This is a genomic window from Staphylococcus sp. GDY8P67P, from assembly GCF_017892545.1.
Classification (GTDB): Bacteria; Bacillota; Bacilli; order Staphylococcales; family Staphylococcaceae; genus Staphylococcus; species Staphylococcus ureilyticus.
Window position 1 is genome coordinate 473,209 of sequence record NZ_JAESLH010000004.1, and the last position, 18,564, is coordinate 491,772.

General features: G+C 31.1%; 19 protein-coding genes and 1 pseudogene. 5 read left to right on the forward strand and 15 right to left on the reverse strand.

Annotated features, from left to right (window positions below; genetic code table 11):
- Positions 1-37: 37 nt before the first annotated feature.
- Positions 38-1,189: an MFS transporter gene (locus KA833_RS02180; RefSeq protein WP_210128263.1), complete on the reverse strand. Its 1,152-nt coding sequence runs from the start codon at positions 1,187-1,189 to the stop codon at positions 38-40.
- A 118-nt stretch (positions 1,190-1,307) separates the two neighbouring features.
- On the opposite strand from KA833_RS02180, the gene KA833_RS02185 reads away from it, so the two are divergent.
- The gene (locus KA833_RS02185) at positions 1,308-2,141 is read left to right on the forward strand and encodes a LysR family transcriptional regulator (RefSeq protein ID WP_064209932.1); all 834 of its coding nucleotides are present in this window, start codon (positions 1,308-1,310) and stop codon (positions 2,139-2,141) included.
- 188 nt (positions 2,142-2,329) lie between these two features.
- Positions 2,330-2,425, forward strand: a complete 96-nt coding sequence (locus tag KA833_RS02190; protein ID WP_014287283.1) for a type I toxin-antitoxin system Fst family toxin — start codon at positions 2,330-2,332, stop codon at positions 2,423-2,425.
- A gap of 520 nt (positions 2,426-2,945) precedes the next feature.
- Here KA833_RS02190 and abc-f read toward each other — a convergent pair.
- The gene (abc-f, locus tag KA833_RS02195; RefSeq protein WP_210128262.1) at positions 2,946-4,562 is read right to left on the reverse strand and encodes a ribosomal protection-like ABC-F family protein; all 1,617 of its coding nucleotides are present in this window, start codon (positions 4,560-4,562) and stop codon (positions 2,946-2,948) included.
- A 389-nt stretch (positions 4,563-4,951) separates the two neighbouring features.
- On the opposite strand from abc-f, the pseudogene KA833_RS02200 reads away from it, so the two are divergent.
- Positions 4,952-5,158: pseudogene (locus KA833_RS02200) on the forward strand (recombinase family protein); the annotation flags it as partial.
- A 169-nt stretch (positions 5,159-5,327) separates the two neighbouring features.
- On the opposite strand, the gene KA833_RS02205 reads toward KA833_RS02200, so the two are convergent.
- The 12 genes from KA833_RS02205 to KA833_RS02260 all read right to left on the reverse strand — a co-directional run bounded on the left by KA833_RS02205 (position 5,328) and on the right by KA833_RS02260 (position 14,897).
- Positions 5,328-5,933, reverse strand: coding sequence for a nitroreductase family protein (locus tag KA833_RS02205; protein WP_226955457.1), 606 nt, complete (start codon positions 5,931-5,933; stop codon positions 5,328-5,330).
- Positions 5,930-6,223, reverse strand: a complete 294-nt coding sequence (locus KA833_RS02210; RefSeq protein ID WP_064209934.1) for an LlsX family protein — start codon at positions 6,221-6,223, stop codon at positions 5,930-5,932. The genes KA833_RS02205 and KA833_RS02210 overlap by 4 nt, the downstream gene beginning before the upstream one ends.
- 11 nt (positions 6,224-6,234) lie before the next feature.
- Positions 6,235-6,969 (reverse strand): ABC transporter permease, encoded by a 735-nt coding sequence (locus KA833_RS02215; RefSeq protein ID WP_192947823.1) that lies wholly within the window; start codon positions 6,967-6,969, stop codon positions 6,235-6,237.
- Entirely contained in the window at positions 6,966-7,829 is an 864-nt protein-coding gene (locus KA833_RS02220; RefSeq protein ID WP_064209936.1) for an ATP-binding cassette domain-containing protein, read from the reverse strand. The genes KA833_RS02215 and KA833_RS02220 overlap by 4 nt, the downstream gene beginning before the upstream one ends.
- A 62-nt stretch (positions 7,830-7,891) precedes the next feature.
- Complete coding sequence (gene stsA, locus KA833_RS02225; protein ID WP_107365368.1) at positions 7,892-8,041, reverse strand: stapholysin S; 150 nt, start codon at positions 8,039-8,041, stop codon at positions 7,892-7,894.
- 667 nt (positions 8,042-8,708) lie between these two features.
- Positions 8,709-9,797, reverse strand: a complete 1,089-nt coding sequence (locus KA833_RS02230; RefSeq protein ID WP_210128261.1) for a DUF871 domain-containing protein — start codon at positions 9,795-9,797, stop codon at positions 8,709-8,711.
- A gap of 295 nt (positions 9,798-10,092) precedes the next feature.
- The gene (locus tag KA833_RS02235) at positions 10,093-10,413 is read right to left on the reverse strand and encodes a PTS lactose/cellobiose transporter subunit IIA (RefSeq protein ID WP_046206888.1); all 321 of its coding nucleotides are present in this window, start codon (positions 10,411-10,413) and stop codon (positions 10,093-10,095) included.
- Positions 10,414-10,431: 18 nt separating this feature from the next.
- Positions 10,432-11,727, reverse strand: a complete 1,296-nt coding sequence (locus KA833_RS02240; protein WP_046206887.1) for a PTS sugar transporter subunit IIC — start codon at positions 11,725-11,727, stop codon at positions 10,432-10,434.
- 36 nt (positions 11,728-11,763) lie between these two features.
- The gene (locus tag KA833_RS02245; protein ID WP_046206886.1) at positions 11,764-12,063 is read right to left on the reverse strand and encodes a PTS sugar transporter subunit IIB; all 300 of its coding nucleotides are present in this window, start codon (positions 12,061-12,063) and stop codon (positions 11,764-11,766) included.
- Between the two features lie 14 nt (positions 12,064-12,077).
- Positions 12,078-12,941 carry a MurR/RpiR family transcriptional regulator gene (locus tag KA833_RS14030; RefSeq protein WP_046206885.1) on the reverse strand — a complete coding sequence of 288 codons (864 nt, stop codon included), beginning with the start codon at positions 12,939-12,941 and terminating at the stop codon, positions 12,078-12,080.
- Between the two features lie 218 nt (positions 12,942-13,159).
- Entirely contained in the window at positions 13,160-14,308 is a 1,149-nt protein-coding gene (locus KA833_RS02255; protein ID WP_210128260.1) for an FAD-dependent oxidoreductase, read from the reverse strand.
- A 22-nt stretch (positions 14,309-14,330) separates the two neighbouring features.
- Positions 14,331-14,897 (reverse strand): PadR family transcriptional regulator, encoded by a 567-nt coding sequence (locus KA833_RS02260; protein ID WP_052722081.1) that lies wholly within the window; start codon positions 14,895-14,897, stop codon positions 14,331-14,333.
- Positions 14,898-15,110: 213 nt separating this feature from the next.
- Here KA833_RS02260 and KA833_RS02265 point away from each other — a divergent pair, with 213 nt between their 5' ends.
- A complete protein-coding gene (locus tag KA833_RS02265) occupies positions 15,111-15,845 on the forward strand; it encodes an NAD-dependent protein deacylase (RefSeq protein WP_210128259.1) in 735 nt (244 codons plus the stop codon).
- 102 nt (positions 15,846-15,947) lie between these two features.
- Here KA833_RS02265 and KA833_RS02270 read toward each other — a convergent pair whose 3' ends face one another.
- Positions 15,948-16,829, reverse strand: a complete 882-nt coding sequence (locus KA833_RS02270; RefSeq protein WP_046206882.1) for a mechanosensitive ion channel family protein — start codon at positions 16,827-16,829, stop codon at positions 15,948-15,950.
- Positions 16,830-17,268: 439 nt separating this feature from the next.
- On the opposite strand from KA833_RS02270, the gene KA833_RS02275 reads away from it, so the two are divergent.
- Positions 17,269-18,564: YSIRK-type signal peptide-containing protein (locus tag KA833_RS02275; RefSeq protein WP_210128258.1), on the forward strand; the 1,296-nt coding region annotated here is incomplete at its 3' end.

Below are 18,564 nucleotides of genomic sequence, written 5' to 3' on the forward strand. Positions count from 1 at the left end.
TACTATTCAATACAGTAGAGCAGTTAATATAACTGATTTAAGTTTCTCCATTTTTTCTATCAATATTGATGTTTATTAATTGAATAATAATTCCTAAAATAATCACAGTAAATGCACCATAAATTAAAGTCTTCAATGATCCTCCTTGCGCAAGTAATAAACCACCTAATGCAGCACCAATAGCACTGCCTAAATAATTTAATGAACTATTTAAAGCTACAGATGCACTTCCATGTTCAGCATGCTTTTTTAATAATATATGCTGTTGAGGTGCTTGTGTCGCCCATCCCATAGCTCCCCATAGTAAGAAAGGCAAAAGTCCTAAAATAGGTATTTTAATTAAAGTAGGAATTAACGCTATACTTATACTTAAAGCAACTAAAATAATAAGCATTAAAATTTGAGTGTTTTTAAATTTATCCATGACTAAACCTACACCAAAACTTCCTAATAATCCCCCTATTCCCCAAGTCGTTAAAAAAAGTGAAATATAGTGTGGTGAAACAGCTGCGCTTATTATCTGAGAGAGGTAGGTATATAATCCTAAGCTGGCAATTGCAGCACATACAGTTACAGATACCACCCTTAATACATGTATATCTATAAAAAGTGAAAATCTATCTTTCAAGTTAGGTGCTGCAGGCATATTAAAATTAGGAAGTAAAATAGATATACTAATAAACGCAACTATACTTACAATTACAATTAACCCTATGGCAAACCTCCAATTAATTAAATCAGCTAATTGTAACCCTAAAGGGACGCCAACTACAGTTCCTACACTCATACCGCCAACTATAAAAGCTAATGCTTTGCCTTTATTTTTTTGGCTTACTAAATACCCCCCCGAACTAACTGCCATAGGTGAGAATAGTCCTGCCCCTAATCCAGCTACACATCTAGATAAGATATATGTTGAATAGTTATAAGATAACATCGTAATTAAATTAGCTGCCACAAAGGTCAGTAGTGCGATTAAAAGTATGTTTTTAACAGAATACTTAGCCAATAGTGTTGAAAATATGGGTGCAGATAAAGCAAAAAACAATGTAAAAACAGTAACGCCTTGTCCTATTTCAGCACTGCTTTTATTAAAGCTTTTTCCCATATCAGGTAATAGTCCTGCCACAATATAAGTATCCATACCTAAAGCAAACATGCCTAACGTTAAAATCCAAATTTTCTTCATGATTTAACCCTTTCTTACAAATATTTGATGTCATTTAGCGTAGTATAATATTGTAATTAATGGAATAATGAATATATTAAGGGTGGTATTAAAGAAAAGTTAACAGGGAGCGTAATATATGAATATTGAATATATAGAGGATTTTATCAAAGTTGCTGAATATCAAAGTCTTAATCAAGCATCTAAAATACTTAATATCAGTACTCCAGCACTTAGTAAAAGAATCAAAAGTATTGAAGAATATTTTGAAAGTGACTTGTTCTATAGAACTTCTCGAGGTATATTTCTAACTGAAAACGGGGAGATAGTATTAGAAAAGTTACTTATAGTAAGGCAAAATTTGAAAAATTTAAAGTTACAAATTTTTGAATCAATTAATTCGAACATAAGACTAGGTTTACTTCCTAGTTTCTCTTTATATAAGTTAGAAAATAGTCAGAAAAAAATGTTGAATAATAATATAGAAATTAAAATTGAAAATAACACACAGATATTGCTAGAACATCTATATAGTGGAGATATAGATGTGATAATTGGAGATATTACATCTAATGAGAGTCAAAAATTGTTTTATAAATATGTGTATTCTGAAGATTACATGATTGTTTATTCAAGAAATTTCGGATTAATTAATAACGAAAGTATAGCTGTAGACACACTTAAAAACTATAAAATTTTTGTTTTGACTCCCCCTTGTGACACTTTGACCTTTATAAGAAAAAATTTTTCTGAAATGAAATTGGAAATTGAATACAAAGATAATTTAGAGTCCATATTTGCGAGTGTGAAAACGGGGCAAGGTATTACAATAATACCTAAATCTTTAACAACTAGAGTTGAAAGCATGAATCTTCAAATTTCTAAATTGGGAAATTATTCAAGACATGTAGGTTTAATAGCATACAATAAAAAAACGTTGGATACTGTGTTTGAAATGTTACCTGAGGTGTAATTAGATTAAGCACGAACCAAATTATTTTATTATCTTCTGTATAAAATATTGGCGTGATAATTCCTATCATTTTAAGTACATAATTCAACTTATCGGAGTGCATATGTTTGCGTGTTTACAGATGATATAATAATGTAGTCGCCTATCTCTCAGGCGTCAATTTGACGTAGAGAGGAGGTGCATACGCGATGTCTGAAATCTTTGTAAACATCATGACCACAGCAGCAAGTGGTTGTCTCGTTGCGCTATTTGCGCATTGGCTACGCAAGCGTAATGACGAATAGGCGACTAGTCACACCAAAAATCCCCTTACTACTGCCATAGTAAGGGGATTTGGTGCATACATGCCTGATAATCTTTGTTAAAGATATTATAACACCATAGTGATTAGGAATGCAATCAGTGTATATACAGGAGGATGAAATAATATAGAGAGTTTGTAGGACTTTTAACAATAATTTTCTTTGCTGCAATGATTATCACTTTTTCTTTTACAGCTATACTATATATAATAAAAGGACTTTATAATGAGCGTGCAACAAGCGCTTTATTAGCTGGATCATTATTCATGATTCTATTTATTTTTTCTGCTTTCTTTTATTTATATTTAGTGAAAAATTAAAAACAAATTAATAGGCATATTTTTATATAATTTTTATTATAGGCACACCCTAAACATACAAATCAGATTGTTGAAATTACAGCAATTTGTCACTTTACTGGATATATGAGAATTACTTTACTTAATAAATGAGAAAAAGGATAGCTAAGAGCTATCCTTTTAAATCTTAAAGTATCAATTACTTATAAAAATTCTTTTTCTTTAATATAATCATAGTTACCTTCAAACTTCTCTAATGTTTTATCTTTTAACAAGTAAGTAGTATTAAATAGTTTGTTAAGAAAATATCTATCATGTGAAACTGCAATTATAGATCCTTCATAATCTAATAAAGCATCTTCTATGGTTTCCTTGGCATCTATATCTAAATGGTTTGTAGGCTCGTCTAAAACAAGTAAATTATAATCAGTGTTTACAATTTGTGCCCATTTTAATCTTATTTTTTCCCCTCCACTTAGATCATTAACCTTTTTAAACACGTCTTTACCATAAAACATAAAATGAGCTAAAATATGTCTAGCTTGATCTTCTGATACATTGACTTTTTCACGAATTGTATTCAACAAAGTATCATTGTTATCACTTTCAAATTCATGTTGTGAAAGATAACTAATTTTTAAATTGTTTGCAGTTTTAATTGAACCTTCATCTACTGAAGTAATTCCTAAAACTAGTTTCAACAATGTTGATTTACCAGTACCGTTCTCTCCTATAATAGCGACATGTTCACCTCTTCGAATTAACATATTTACATTTTCAAATAATAAATAGCCATATCCTTTAGCAACATTTTCCATTTCAATAACTCGATTAGAAACACGCTTACCTTCTTCTAGGTCCATATTCATTTTCTTTGAATCTAAAGTTGGTTTTTCTAACCGTTTAATGCGATTCAAAGCTTTTTCCATACTTTTAGCTCGACGATACATTGCAGCATTCGGTGGTTTGGCTTGGCTTGCCCATGTTCTTAATTGCTTTATAGACGCTTTCATTTTTTTAATTTTCTTTTGTTGTGTTTTATAGGTTTCGAATTCAGTTAATAGTCTTTTTTCTCTTTCTTCAACAAAATATGAGTAATTTCCATTATAAGTATGAAGTGTTTTTTGATCTATTTCCATAATTTGATTGACTGTTTCATCTAAAAAGTAACGATCGTGTGAAACAACTACAGCAGCACCTTTATAACTTTCTATATAGTTAGCCAACCATTCTATAGATTTAAAGTCAAGGTGATTTGTTGGTTCATCTAAAAGTAGCAAGTCTGTAGGCTTAAGTAACATTTGAGCAAGGCCTACTTTTGTACGTTCTCCTCCTGATAAGTTTCCCCACTCTGTTTCAAGTAAATGAACGATATTTAAACCATGTGTCACTTTACGTATTTTAGCATCTATCTCATAACCACCATTTTCTTCATAATATGTCTGTAATTCACCATAGCGAGATATTAGTGTACTTATGTTTTCTATACCTTCAGTCATTTTATTTTCTATCGTTTCAAGTTGCTTTGATATAGTATTTAACTCTTGAAATACAGATTTTAAACATTGATAAACACTTGTATTTTTTTCAAAATCAGGTATTTGGTTTAAATAACCTATTCTCACATTTTTCTTCCAACTAATAACGCCTAGGGAAGGTGTTTCTATCCCAGCTAGTAACTTCAATAAAGTGGTCTTTCCTTCGCCATTACGTCCTACTAACCCTATCGTTTCACCAGAATTGAGGGTCATCTTAATATTGTCGAATAAAGTTTCTTCTACATATTTTTTAGAAACATTCGAGGCATTTAGTATATTCATTTTTCTTCCTCCATGTTATCTATAAGGAAGAAATATATAGTGTCAGTTCCTTATAGATCGATGATTAATTTCAAAAAAGACAGACTTCACCAATTTTGGAATTAAAATCGAAAATTTGTTGCGTATGACTTGTAAATATCTGCAACAATAAGCTATAAGAAACATTTAGACACCTCCTCAAATATAATTTATACATATTTTACAATAAAAAATTGGTAACTTAAAGAGTGTGCAGAAAATAACCATTTTCTGTACACTCTTGTTTTATGTCAAAATAAGTAAGTATTACATAGAATTATGTGTTCAAAAACCCAACAAAAATCTATGTTCACAAAAGACCTTGTAATTAAGTTATGGTACACTGAATGTGTATATAGGAGGTTTGTATTTTGAAAATAGGTTATGCAAGAGTTTCAACTGGATTACAAAATTAAAATTTACAGGAGGATCGATTAAATACATATGGTTGTGAAAAGATATTTAATGACCATATGAGTGGTTCAAAAAGTAAGCGACCTGGTTTAGATAAAGCAATTGAATTTGCGAGGTCAGGGGATACGATTGTCGTTTGGAGACTAGATAGACTAGGACGTAACCCTGTATATCCTAAGGATGTAATGACTAAACCAAAATTATGAGACATACAACCGATCTCTATCAAACTATTTAATAACGCTAATTCTCCGTATTTCAAAAAACTAGAATTAAAATTATAGCCAAAAAAGACTAAAAAATTACAATTTCCTATATCTATATTATTGCCTTCTAATAAATCATCTTTTTTATGTCCTTTTGATCCACAATTTTTAATAATGAGTGACTTATCGGTTGGTATAAATAAATGCCCTTGTCATAGTCCTCTACGTTGTTGATATAAAGATATATATCAATAGGATATAACCCTCCTGCCGATGCATAAAATCGAGTACTTGTTTTTATATCCTCATAATCCACTTTTCTAGACGCTATTTCAAAAGAAAATTTAAGTATTGTTGATAGTTCTTTACTAGCCATTTCAAAAGATGTGAATTCTCTTGTGCTTTTTCTATGATTTAAAACATTATAAAAAGATTCTTTTATTTTTTTATCACTTTTAGGAAGCAATCTTGTATCTTCATCATTAATCTCATTCAAAATTTGATGTTCGCTAACTAAAGCTGCATAATTCGATTCATTATAAGCTAACATACTTTTAAAATCACTGAGCCTCTGATGATTTACATTTAGTAAGTACTTTAAAGATTCTGATTCTTGATTCCCTAAAATAATTTGAGCAAAGTTATTTCGATTATCATTATTTGCAATATTATCCTCGTTTAATTTAAATAGTGAATGCTGGTTAAACATTCCCTTTAATTGATAATTAATCATTGCTTTTTACCTCTTTTTTTACTTGCTACAATTAATTCAATAATGATGACTAACAATATGGATAGGGCTACACCTAAAAACATAATATTCGTTATAATTGGTTCTCCACTGTTGCCATGATTATGTATTTTGTATAAATTTACTCCTAATAAATTTACATCAAAATGCGCATAACCATTTTTATTGATAATAAAATAACCTATTGAAATCGAAATAGCCGTTATGATAGCAGATAAAACGATACCCGCTAAAATTTCAATAATCACTCGTATTTCTTGTTTCTTCAACATAATTATTATCCTCATTTCTTAAACTTATAAATAAATAAACTTAAAGCACCCGTTACTAAAATATACAGTGAGTTTATTTTCAAAAAGGATAAATCCCACATATATTCATTTGTCCAAATTGAATAAAAATCATTTGTAGCATATTTTATTGGAATCCAGTTCCCTATTTCTTTTAAAACATTGGGTAGTTCCCCATACTGTACAAAAACGCCAATAATCATATAAGTAAGAAAGAGCAATATCATTCCAAAAGGTAATAAAATTTTACTCTTTTTTATTAACAAAGCTAAGAAAGTTCCTACCATTAACAAGGCTATGATGTTATAAAAAATTTGTAAAAAAAAGGTTATAAAATATTGTGTGCTAGGTAAAATTAACGAAAAAAATACTTTACCAATAATGATATTTAAAACAACACTAAAAATCGCTAAAAAACAGTATGAAATAATATTAGAAATAATTAGACTGCTAATATTTACGTCAAAATATTTTAATCTTTTCAGTGTATCATTCTCAATGCTTTCACTTAACCAAATTGGAAAGCTAATAAAAGCAATAGGTAGTAGTCCGATACTTGTACTAATTAAAAAATATTTATCTATAAAATGTCTCCCATTTCCTATATTGAAGTTTCCATAAGACATAATAATAACTAACATCATGATTATTGGGAAAATTAATGAAAAAAATACAGATATAGGAACTCTAAATTGCATTTTTATACTTAACAAAATTTTATTTATCATATTTCCTCCAAAGTTGAGATTAAATATGTTGAATATATATTTTGCATGTTTATTTTAAATTCTATTTTTCGTTCATTTAATATATTAATAACTTCGTTCATTTGCTCTTTATTGTAGGTGAAAACCTTAACATTAAAATATACATCAGCATTTATTTTTTTAATAACTTCTCTAACTAAATAATCTAATTCTTGATTAACTATTTCAATCAGCGCATAATGATAAAATTTTGAAAAAAATTGATCTATACTTCCGTAATACAATAATTCTCCTTTATCTAATATGATTAATTTATTCGCCCAGTTTTCAACTTCATCAAAGTAATGCGTGACTTTAATTACAGCTTTATTTTGGGTAATTTCTTTAGTTTTATGTAATAAATTTTGTCTTTTTTCATAATCTAATCCAGATGTTAATTCATCAAATATGTATAGTTTTTTTTGTTTACTTAAGACTAATCCTACAGTTAAACGCTTTTGTTCTCCTAAGGATAAATCATTAACAAATTTATTTATGAGATTTTCTAAAGAGAAAGCTTTCGTAAATTCTTTAAATTGTTTACTTCGTTTGCTATAAGTTGTTGCTAAATAAATTAATTCGTGTACTTTTATTAAATCTCCATACTTATTTTCTTGAAAAACAATCCCTATATCTTTAGTACCTATCTTTCTATCAATGACACCACTGTGATTCATCTCATTTAATAAACAATTAATTAAAGTAGTTTTACCCGCACCGTTTTTTCCAATTAGAGCTATTTTATCTTCAATATAAATATCTATAGTACGATTATTAAGGTTTAAAATTTTTTTATTATTTAAATCAACATTTAAATCTTTAACTGTCATTAAAATTTTCATATACTCACCTTTAAGATTTAGAAAAGCTTGATCTATATAGACCAAGCCTAGACTTTGATTTATTACGCTGCTGTTGAGGCACATGTACAAGAGCATGAACAGCTACAAGAACATGAACAACTACAAGAACAACATCCTCCTGCATATTTCATCGCTTCAGAACTATTAATGTCTGAATATCCATTAATTGAATGATTATTAATTTTCATCATCATCCCATCCTTTATTTTGAGAATACATGATGTAAATTTACTATTAAAATCACTTAAAATGTATCACGCAACAGAAAGACAGTCAATCGTTTACAGAAAAATGTAAATTTTCTGTAAAATATTATTGCTTTGATTCCAATGCGAGATTAAAAGTGTATTATAATTTCAACAACCCAGAATAATATTTATATAAAGCTGTCTAATTTACATAACCAATGATTATCAGAAGTTTTAATGTTATGAATCAAGATTACTCTTAAAATGAGTGGTTTTCTTTTGAGATATAAGACCGATTTATCGGCTAGACTCTAAAATGGAAATTGAATAATTTTAATATCCCATAAAAGTTTCTTATATGCTTTAACACTAATTTATTTGGCACAATATCCTTCATTTTCATTAGATAAAAAACACTGTACATAGAAAAACACCTCCGTACGATTCATTTATAATGAATTCAACGAAAGTGCCTTTATTCTAGTCTCACTGATTGGGTTTCAATTCAAAATTTTTCTATTGCTTAGTCTCTTTTCGTAAGTGCATGTCATGCTTTTTGTGAGAAACAACTACTTTTCACACTTATCGATTACTGCATAATCAATTTATTTTTTATAATCTTTCCACTTATACTTAAATAACCAAGCAGTCACGCACTATAAAACAAAGATTATGATATCACTTTTAATTCAAAAGACTGCCAAGGTTTTAATAAATTTAATAAGAAATGTTCTTCTTTTTTTACATGTCCGATAACATTTTTATAACCATGATTTTCCATATCTTGTAATGCGATTTGCAGCTCCCCTTTGTAGTGACCATATTGTTCATTACAAATCACAATATCACCTTTTTTAATTTGTTTTGTGTTATTTGGCGGGAATGGCTCATCCTTATAATGAACGCGACTCATCGTTGACCGTATAACATAATCTGAAATATCCCCCCGATTGAAATGAAATTCCTCTGTCACAATAGTTTCATCTAATCCAGTAATATCGTTATTTAAATAAACATCAAAACTAGGCATTGCTAAATTAATTTCTGAAAGTGATTGTAACTCAGATTCAGAAGCAAATGCATTACCAATAATAAAATCATCTACTAAATTCGTCATTAATAAATGCTTAACTTGTACTGCTATAGGCAATTTCCTATGACTTTCTAATGTCGGTAAGCCTTCCATAATCATCCAAGGCCCTACTGTTGCTTCTTGTGAAGAAACAAAAGCTGCAGTATGAACATTATTTCTTTTATAAGCTTCACTCGTATTTACAAAATGTTGATATGATAAACCAGTATAGGTTTGAGGATAAAAATTGTGACAACCTACAAGTTTGTCTAAATTAGGTTGATAACTTAACACATCTTCAATAAACGTATCACTTACACTGATGTTTAACTCTACATACATATGCTGTTTGTTATAACTCAGCTGCGCTATTTCTTGAGCTGAAAATCCTGCATCTACACGTATTCCTGATACGCCTAGTGTTTTAAAAAAGGACAAATCATCACGCTTTAAATTCAATGCTTCAAAAACTTTATGGTTAATATCCGCAATCACTGTCATATCATTCTCTTTAGCAACTTTCACCACTGACTTAAATTTATTAAAAACCGCTTCTTCATCACTTTTAACCGAAAGTAAATTTGTGAAGATGCGCTTAAATCCGAATTTTGCACTCATTTTAATATAGTCACACATTTCTCCTAAATCTGATTGGGTCGGATAAACTGATATTCCTAAATTATGCATATATATTTACTCCTTATTTGATTTATATATAATGCCACGCATTTGACGTTGCTCAATCAATACACGAGATTTTTCAAAAAAGAGGATACTCGTAAATATTAATAAAAGTAATATTATTCCCCATCCAAACAAATTAATATTTTCAAATATAACTACAGGGACAACGACGATAAATGGTATACCTATCAGTAATAACCATCTATTAAAATGAAATTTATTGACTATAAAATGGGCTATTTTATAAAAGCAAAATATGAGTAAAAATAATACTATTAAATAAATCAATCGCATCATATTAACACTTCTCTTCTAATTTTTGATATAACTCAATCATTTTTTCAATTAAATTTTTCTCACTAATCGCTGTCATTAAATGGTCTTGTGCATGTATCATCAATAAAGATGTTTGCACTTTGTCACCATTTATTTCAGACTGTATTAATTCTGTTTGTATATTATGTGCTTTACTCATTTCTTGCTTCGACTCTGCCATCAGTTCATTCGCTTGTTCAAAATTAAATGCGGTAGCCGCATCCAAAGCTTCATATGCTAAACTTTTCGCATTACCACCATGTGAAATAATTTCAAAAATAATTTGTTCGTTTTGTTCACTCATCAAATCTCCCCATCTCAATTAATCGTCGTTAAAAGTATCATTTGTAGTGCCTTGTTCTTGCTCTAACATTTTACGCTCATACATTTTAAAGAACGGATAGTATATGATTACTGCTACTAAAAGATTAAATACGACTAACACCAGTGCTCTCCAGTCACCATTCGTTGCAAATAATGCCCCTAAAGGCCCCGGTAATGTCCATGGCGCAAGTATCGTGATTTTAGCTATCAAACCTAACTTAAATACAAAATAAGTAATCGTCGTTAAAATAAGTGGAATCCCTATAAACGGTAACGCAAGAATCGGATTCATAACTAACGGCGCACCAAATATAAGTGGTTCATTGATATTAAATATGCTCGGTATAATGGAAAAACGTCCTACTTTCTTCAAATATTCAGATTTTGAGAATATCATCAATATACACAAACTCAGTGTCGCTCCTGCACCGCCTATCCATACAAACCACTGGAAAAATGGTTCGACAATAATATGTGGTAATGGTTCCCCAGCAGCCTTAGCATCTATGTTTTGATCTAATAATGAAAACCAAATAGGTTGGAAGACTGCCCCCATTACTGCCACACCATGTATACCTGCTGACCATAAAAGTACAATGAAAAACACAGGAATCAAAGCACCTAATAAACTGTCACCGGCAAAATTACCTAAAGGTTCAAAGATTTTATTAATAATAGCATTTAAATCTATGTTTAATATCACTCTTACAAACCAAGAAATAACGATAATGACGATTGCAGGTACCAAAGATTCAAACGAACGTGCAACAGATCCCGGAACTTGATCCGGCATTTTAATCGTAAACCCTGACTTCACTACGAGTCGCATCATCTCAACAGCAAATATCATTGAAATGATTGCTACAAACAAGCCGGAACCACCTAAATCTGCCATAGGCAACACATAACCCACAGCATCGCTTTTAGGTAATTTATCATCTAAGTTGAGCGGTAACGTCATCATTAAAAATGTTGCTAGTGAAAGTAATCCACCTGCTTGGCCATCCATTTTATATGATTTTGCTAAACTATAGCCCATTGAAAATGCAGCGTAAACTGCCATCAGTCCCAACGTCATTCTATTAGCGATCATTATCTTCTCAGCATGCGGTTCTACTAATTTTTCTAAAGCTGGTATGGGAGGAGACGCAAATAAAGTAAAGAACGATCCAACTATGATAAGTGGTAGTGTTGCAATAATACCATCACGAATAGAAGTTAAATGTCGTTGCTCAGAAGCTTTGGCCATGGGTGGCATTAATACCTTTTCAATCCATTTCAAAAATTTCTGCATAACATACACCCTCTGTTTACTTATTTAATTTAGTACTTATACATACGTTTTTATTTGCTTTAAAATTTTAGGTGCGCCAATCGGTGTATAGCCCATTGGATCTATGACATCTACAGGTTTATTAACTGCTTCACCGACTTTTTTAAATTTATCTAATCGATGTCTCACTTGAGGTGCTACTAAACCTAAGTCGTAATCAGCAATTTCATTTTCAAATGCTTCGGTACCAACTGCTACGATTTCCAAATCAAAATTTTCTTTTGCCGCCTCTTTCTTCACAGCATCAACAATCATAGAACTAGACATGCCACCTGAACAAACCATTATTACTTTCATAAAACAACACCCTTTCAATATTTTCTTTTTTTAACTTTAACTGCTTGCCGTGTACGCTCTAATAATTTCGTATGTCGTTCATAATCTCTACTGGCTAATGATACAAATAAAATATCTATGACATTGAGCATAGCTATACGTGAACTCATTGCTGCACTTCTCACTGGCTTTTCTGAAGAGCTATAAAACAAGTTAATATGTGCTAAGTCTGCTACATCATTATTGCTATATTTAGTTATGGAAATAATTTGAGCCCCCGCTTTATGTGCTAATGCTAATGACTGCAAAATATCTTCTGTTTGGCCAGTATTCGAAATAGCAATAATAACATCATTTTTTGTCACATTGGCACTCAATGTCGCTTGCTCATCATAGCTCTTGCCAACCTCACACCACTTATCAATGCGTGTGAGCTTTTGCTTTAAATCTTCTGCAATAATTGCTGAAGCACCAATACCAAACACACAAATTTTCCTAGCCTGATGTATCATTAAAGCCGCTTTTTCTAACGCTACTGGTGATAAAATTTGAGCTGTATTCCTTATCGCTTTAGCATTACTTTGAGAAATACTGTTAATCACGCTTTCATTGGAATCAGTAATATTGAGTTCTTCATAATCATCTTCAATTTCATTATGTCTATTTAACGCCATAGCAATTTCCATCTTTAAATCTTGAAAGCCCTTACATTTTATTTTTTTAGATAACCTAACAATCGTCGCTTCACTGACATTTGTTAGGTCTGCTAAATGTTGTATTGAACTGTTGATCGTTCTATGCGGATAATCGATGATATACTGTGCCACTCTATATTCCGAGGGATTCAATGTCGCTAATGATGATTCCAATAATATTAAAATATTACGAATGACTATCACCCCTTTTTAAATATTGTTTCACCTTAGCTACAATTTACAAAATATTATTTCGTGTGTCAAATTATATTTTATTTGTAAAATGATACTTTTGAAAATGTTGCTTTTCACAAGCTGAATTTAGATCTATGTATGTTTAAAGGTTTACCTCCATTTTGATTTAGAGATAAACCTTTGATATTACGCAACTGATATTAAATTAAATATATGATATGAATAATTTATGATTCACTGAGTTGTGCTTCCATATCTATAAAGAAGTTTGCCATCTTTTCTGCGCCATCGTTTGAAAACATTAGCTCTAAATTATCTTGAGACGCTTGAGCATGAACTTCTGAAACTTCAAACATTTTCTTTTCATAAGCCTTCAATATATCAATAACATTTTCTTTATTTTTGAATGATTGTGCTAACAAATATGCATCATATAATGCCATATTGACACCTTCTCCTGCAAACGGACTCATTAAGTGTGCAGCGTCACCAATAAGTGTGATATTAGGCTGTGTTATCCATTTCAAACCAATTGGCAACTGATAGATACGACGAAATTTAATATCATCATAACTATATGCAATATATTTTTTTAATTCTGTACCCCAATCACTAAATTCAACTAATAGTCTTTCTTTTAATTTTTCTAGTGATAACGCACGATATTCATCTAGCATTTCATATGTTGTCTTAAGACTTACATAGGCCATAATACGACCATCGCCATTACGTTGTCCTAGTATCGCTTGATCTCCTCCTAGTCCCATAACCTTTCCATTTTTATTAAATGCCAAAAGGTCTGGATGTTCTTTTTCATTCGAGTTCATTTCTATCATAGATATACCAGTGTACGTTGGTTTAGCATCTGTTAAATACGGGCGAATTTTAGAAAAGGCTCCATCTGCCCCTATTACTAATCCTGTCATCACTGTCTTCCCATTTTCAAAAACGAGTTCAATTTCCCTATTATCATGTTGTATTAACTTTTCGTATTTATAACCATATTTAATATTTGTAGGGTTAATTTGTGCAAGGATGATATCGCATAACTTACCTCTATCAATTTCTGGTCTACTACCTTCTTTTCCTGCGTCTTCGTCGAACAAAATCGTGCCATCTTTACGCACAATTCGTGTATCCTCTCCTTCAAAGCGCGCATGCATTAGAAAATCTTCAAAAATATTAGCTTCTTTCAATGGTAACTGACCACTGTCTTCATGAATATCTAATGAACCACCTCGGTCAGCATGCATATTAGGGTAACCACGTTCATAGATTGTAAATGGTAAGCCTTGTTGTTGTAGAAGTAATCCTAACATTAAGCCTCCTGGCCCCCCACCAATAATCGCAATATGATTTAAATTTTCTTTTTTCATTTTTACACCTTTTTCATTATTTTTATTTTTCTTCAATAAAATTCATTAGCTTTGTTTCAGTTTCTTTGATTAATTGTTGAAACTGCTCATATTTCTCTTCATTTTTCATTGCACTTTGTCCTGCTAACATAAATGATTGGAAAAGTGCTTGTAACTCATCACGTGATTTTTTCATCTTGTCAATATCCATATTTTTGAATTGTTCCATACGTTTTGTAAATTCATCATTATCAATATTGTCCTCTAAAAATGCCTTACCTTCTTTTGTTACTGTATAGATTTTTTTCTTTCCTTCTTTTGATACAGAAACAAATCCACGATCTTCTAACATTTGAAGAATAGGATAAACACTGCCTGGACTTGGCGAATAAAATCCTTTAAATTGTGCCTCAAGATCTTTAATAATTTGATAACCGTGTTTGGGTTCGGTTAACAATAATCGTAAAATGCTATATTGCAAATTTCCTTTTTTAAAAAAGCGGTCCCTGCCGCGTGCGGCTGCAAACATCTTTTCAAACCCTTGTCCAAATCCACCTTCTCCGTGTTGCATCATGATATGTCTTCTATTGTGAAATGATCTATTAAACATTTATTATCATCCTTCCATTTCGATATATCGAAATACTAAACGATATATCGTTACTCGTCAAGCGATATATCGAAAAATAATAACCGTTGCTAGTTAGATATATTCATAATCCTAAATTTGCTAAAATCAATACTTCATTTTAAAATTGGTTTGAATGTAATATTGAAATTTCAAAATTACAATAAGTGCTAAATATTTTAATGGAGTGATCTTATGAATCATAATATTGAATCATTAAAAAATATCATCGATACTTCTAATAGCATTACATTTTTTACAGGAGCAGGTATATCTGTCGCAAGTGGTATTCCTGACTTTCGTTCTATTGGCGGTTTATATGAAGAAATTTCAAAAAATGGTTACTCACCTGAGTATTTATTAAGTGAAACCTATTTCCAAAATGACCCTGAGGGCTTTATTAATTTTTGTCATGATTATTTACTGTTTGCTGATAAAAAACCAAATATCGTTCATCAGTGGATTGCACAACTTGAAAAGCATCAACAATCCCTTGGTGTCATTACTCAAAACATTGACGGTCTACATTCAGATGCTGGGAGTTCACACACAGATGAACTACATGGTACACTAAACCGATTTTATTGTATTAACTGCGACCAAAAATATTCTAAACAATACGTGATTCACCACAACTTACGTTATTGTGAAACTTGTGGCAGTCCCATCAGACCAGATATCGTACTTTATGGAGAAATGCTAAACCAAGACACGATCTTTGACGCCTTGCATAAAATCAAATCTGCTGACACGCTCGTTGTTTTAGGTTCTTCACTGGTCGTTCAGCCTGCCGCCGGTCTTATTTCAAACTTTGAGGGTCAAAACTTAGTTATTATTAACAGAGACCCTACACCTTATGATAGTGATGCAAATTTAGTAATTCACGATGATATGGTCCCAGTCATTAATGAACTGTTTGCGATATCGTAAAATTCCAAATAAATTAGTGTGCTCGCATAGTTTAAAAAATAAAAAGCGTACCTACATGCACGATTAACATGTAGATACGCTTCTTTATTTATAATTACATTATTATTCAACTTCGGGTTCTTCAAATTTTGCCAGCGTTGGTTTTGGTGTAGAAATACCTTCTTCATTAAAGTAATGTAAAACTTCTTTACGCAACAATCTTTGACCCGGAAAATGCATGCCTGGCTTCACATGAGCTAATAATTTAATAATCATTTGATTGCCATCGATGCTGTCTAATCCTAATAAATCAGGCGCTGCGACAAACATATCATATTTATCTTTTAATGTTGGTAAAAAATCTAATAATTTTTTCTCAATCATTTCATAATCCTCTGATGGCGAAACGGGTATCATCACAAGTGGTGATACATCTGTTGCAGAATAATTGACGATTTCACTTATTGTTCCATTGGGTAAAGTATATATTTCACCTGTATCGGATTGTATACGTGTGGATCTTAAACCAATCGTTTTAACTGTACCTTCCGCAATCGTTACACCAGAAGCATTAATTTGCACATAATCACTCACATCAAATTGTCCTTCAAATATAATAAAGAAACCAGTGATAATATCTTTGACAATTGTTTGTGCACCGAAGCCGACCGCTAGACCGACTACACCGGCACCGGCTAAAATCGCCGATACACTTATCCCAAAGCGTGATAATATTGAGGTGAGCACGATAAACCATACAACATAGCTAACTAAATTCTGAACTAGTGTAGATAATGTCTCACTTCGCTTAATTTTATAATGTGTTTTTTTCTTTGCATTCGCTTTGAAGAATTTCGTCACTAATTTCTTCGCAATGGCAATCACTATAATACCCATCAAAATATATGCCGCGATAATTAATATATTGACTAAGAGTGATTGATAAAATTCTACCTGTGTAAGTGGTTCAATCAACTTCATAAAAAATTGCTTCAATTGATTCATATTGTATTTCCTCCATTCTCAGCTCGTTATACGGTTGTGTTACAATACATCAAATAGTAGTGATTTATTAAGAAATTGCTTTTCCCATTACAAAAGTTATCATACTTTAATAGTTATCTAAACCCTTTAAGGTTTTGGACAACTTGCTTTAACATAAAGTGACACTTTTATTTCAATATGAAGTCTAAAAGCAGGATAGATATTCACTATCCTGCTTTATTTTGTGTAAATATAAATTATAAAAAATCTTTAATGATTGATTACTTTATCTGTCATTCTTACTAAAAAATAACATTATAACAGTCTTTAATATTTAAACGTTTAACAACTTTTGTATTTTTTTAATAAACTTTGTAAAATTATATTGCTTTATAATAGATTGTACTGTATAAATAGTAAAGAATGATGTAATTTTATAAATTGGGATGGGAATGATTTTATGAAAAATGGTAGTTTTCAACGATTTTCTTTAAGAAAGTTTAAAATTGGTACTGGATCCATATTACTGGGTACATTTTTAATGGTAGGTATGCACAATGAAGCAAATGCTAGCGAACTAGATTCAACACAAACAGCTCATCAAACATTCGTCGAGGATAACAATAAGATAACCACTAAACCTAATGAATCAACTAATCAAAATGATAATAAAACAGAAATAACAGAATCAGAGTCCTCAGCAAGTACGAATGATATGACTGAATCTACAAATACGACAGAAGAAGTCACAACACTAAACACTAATGAAAATACATCCGATGTAAATCAACCCGAAGTAACAAACAATACGCCAACTTCTTATGCTGAAAATCAATATCCTACCCAAGAAACGACTTCAAAGACAGTTGAAACTACGTCAGATATAAATAAAGATGCTGATAAAGATGGCAATTTAACATATTTCCAAGAACAAAACGGCTATATACCACAACGTACTCAAACTGTTCAAAATGGTGTCAAAACAGGTGAAAATTGTACTGCGGACGAAGTAACTACGTCATATACAAATAATGTTGATTTAAATGCAAAAAGTATCATGGATACAAATTTAGATGACTATTCGAATAATGGATACCAAGAAAAAGTTAAAAATCCAAATAATCATCCAAATGCGGTAGATACAGAAAATTATGGTCCTGGTAATTTAGAAATTCAACATTGGCAAGATGGTCCAAATGAAGCTACTAAAACACAGTATTGGAGAGCCGTTTTCGCTACTGATTATGCAATAGACAACGCCGAGATGAGAGTTACACTACCATATGAAAATGTAACCACAACAGACGTATCAAACTGGGTAGTAAATCGATATTACCCTGCAGTTTCAACTAACGGTATGAGTAAGTATCAACATATACTAACTCCGGTAAGCGTAACATTTAATGGTAATGTAGCAATTGTCAATTTTGGTAACATCGAAGCCAATAGTGCTTATGGCATAATGTTTACTAAACAATTTGATACACCGCAAAATTTGAGTAATGGATTACTTTCTACAAGTGCAAATGTAGGTGGAACGTGGAACGAAGATGACCTCCAAAGACAGTTAGAATTAAAAAAAGAAAACATGCGAACGCAAGGTTTTACCGAAGATGAAATTAATAATGCGCAATTAGATTATCTAAAAAGTAACCTAAGTCCGAAGCAAATTGAGTATATAAACGAAGTCTGCGAAATCCCAGATAACCCTAACAACCCGAATAACCCTAGCAATCCGGATAACCCTAGCAACCCG

Excerpts from the sequence above, each read along its gene's own strand:
- KA833_RS02180 (WP_210128263.1), bottom strand. The coding sequence starts at position 1,189 with ATGAAGAAAATTTGGATTTTAACGTTAGGCATGTTTGCTTTAGGTATG.
- KA833_RS02185 (WP_064209932.1), top strand. The coding sequence starts at position 1,308 with ATGAATATTGAATATATAGAGGATTTTATCAAAGTTGCTGAATATCAA.
- KA833_RS02190 (WP_014287283.1), top strand. The coding sequence starts at position 2,330 with ATGTCTGAAATCTTTGTAAACATCATGACCACAGCAGCAAGTGGTTGT.
- abc-f (WP_210128262.1), bottom strand. The coding sequence starts at position 4,562 with ATGAATATACTAAATGCCTCGAATGTTTCTAAAAAATATGTAGAAGAA.
- KA833_RS02205 (WP_226955457.1), bottom strand. The coding sequence starts at position 5,933 with ATGATTAATTATCAATTAAAGGGAATGTTTAACCAGCATTCACTATTT.
- KA833_RS02210 (WP_064209934.1), bottom strand. The coding sequence starts at position 6,223 with ATGTTGAAGAAACAAGAAATACGAGTGATTATTGAAATTTTAGCGGGT.
- KA833_RS02215 (WP_192947823.1), bottom strand. The coding sequence starts at position 6,969 with ATGATAAATAAAATTTTGTTAAGTATAAAAATGCAATTTAGAGTTCCT.
- KA833_RS02220 (WP_064209936.1), bottom strand. The coding sequence starts at position 7,829 with ATGAAAATTTTAATGACAGTTAAAGATTTAAATGTTGATTTAAATAAT.
- stsA (WP_107365368.1), bottom strand. The coding sequence starts at position 8,041 with ATGATGAAAATTAATAATCATTCAATTAATGGATATTCAGACATTAAT.
- KA833_RS02230 (WP_210128261.1), bottom strand. The coding sequence starts at position 9,797 with ATGCATAATTTAGGAATATCAGTTTATCCGACCCAATCAGATTTAGGA.
- KA833_RS02235 (WP_046206888.1), bottom strand. The coding sequence starts at position 10,413 with ATGAGTGAACAAAACGAACAAATTATTTTTGAAATTATTTCACATGGT.
- KA833_RS02240 (WP_046206887.1), bottom strand. The coding sequence starts at position 11,727 with ATGCAGAAATTTTTGAAATGGATTGAAAAGGTATTAATGCCACCCATG.
- KA833_RS02245 (WP_046206886.1), bottom strand. The coding sequence starts at position 12,063 with ATGAAAGTAATAATGGTTTGTTCAGGTGGCATGTCTAGTTCTATGATT.
- KA833_RS02255 (WP_210128260.1), bottom strand. The coding sequence starts at position 14,308 with ATGAAAAAAGAAAATTTAAATCATATTGCGATTATTGGTGGGGGGCCA.
- KA833_RS02260 (WP_052722081.1), bottom strand. The coding sequence starts at position 14,897 with ATGTTTAATAGATCATTTCACAATAGAAGACATATCATGATGCAACAC.
- KA833_RS02265 (WP_210128259.1), top strand. The coding sequence starts at position 15,111 with ATGAATCATAATATTGAATCATTAAAAAATATCATCGATACTTCTAAT.
- KA833_RS02270 (WP_046206882.1), bottom strand. The coding sequence starts at position 16,829 with ATGAATCAATTGAAGCAATTTTTTATGAAGTTGATTGAACCACTTACA.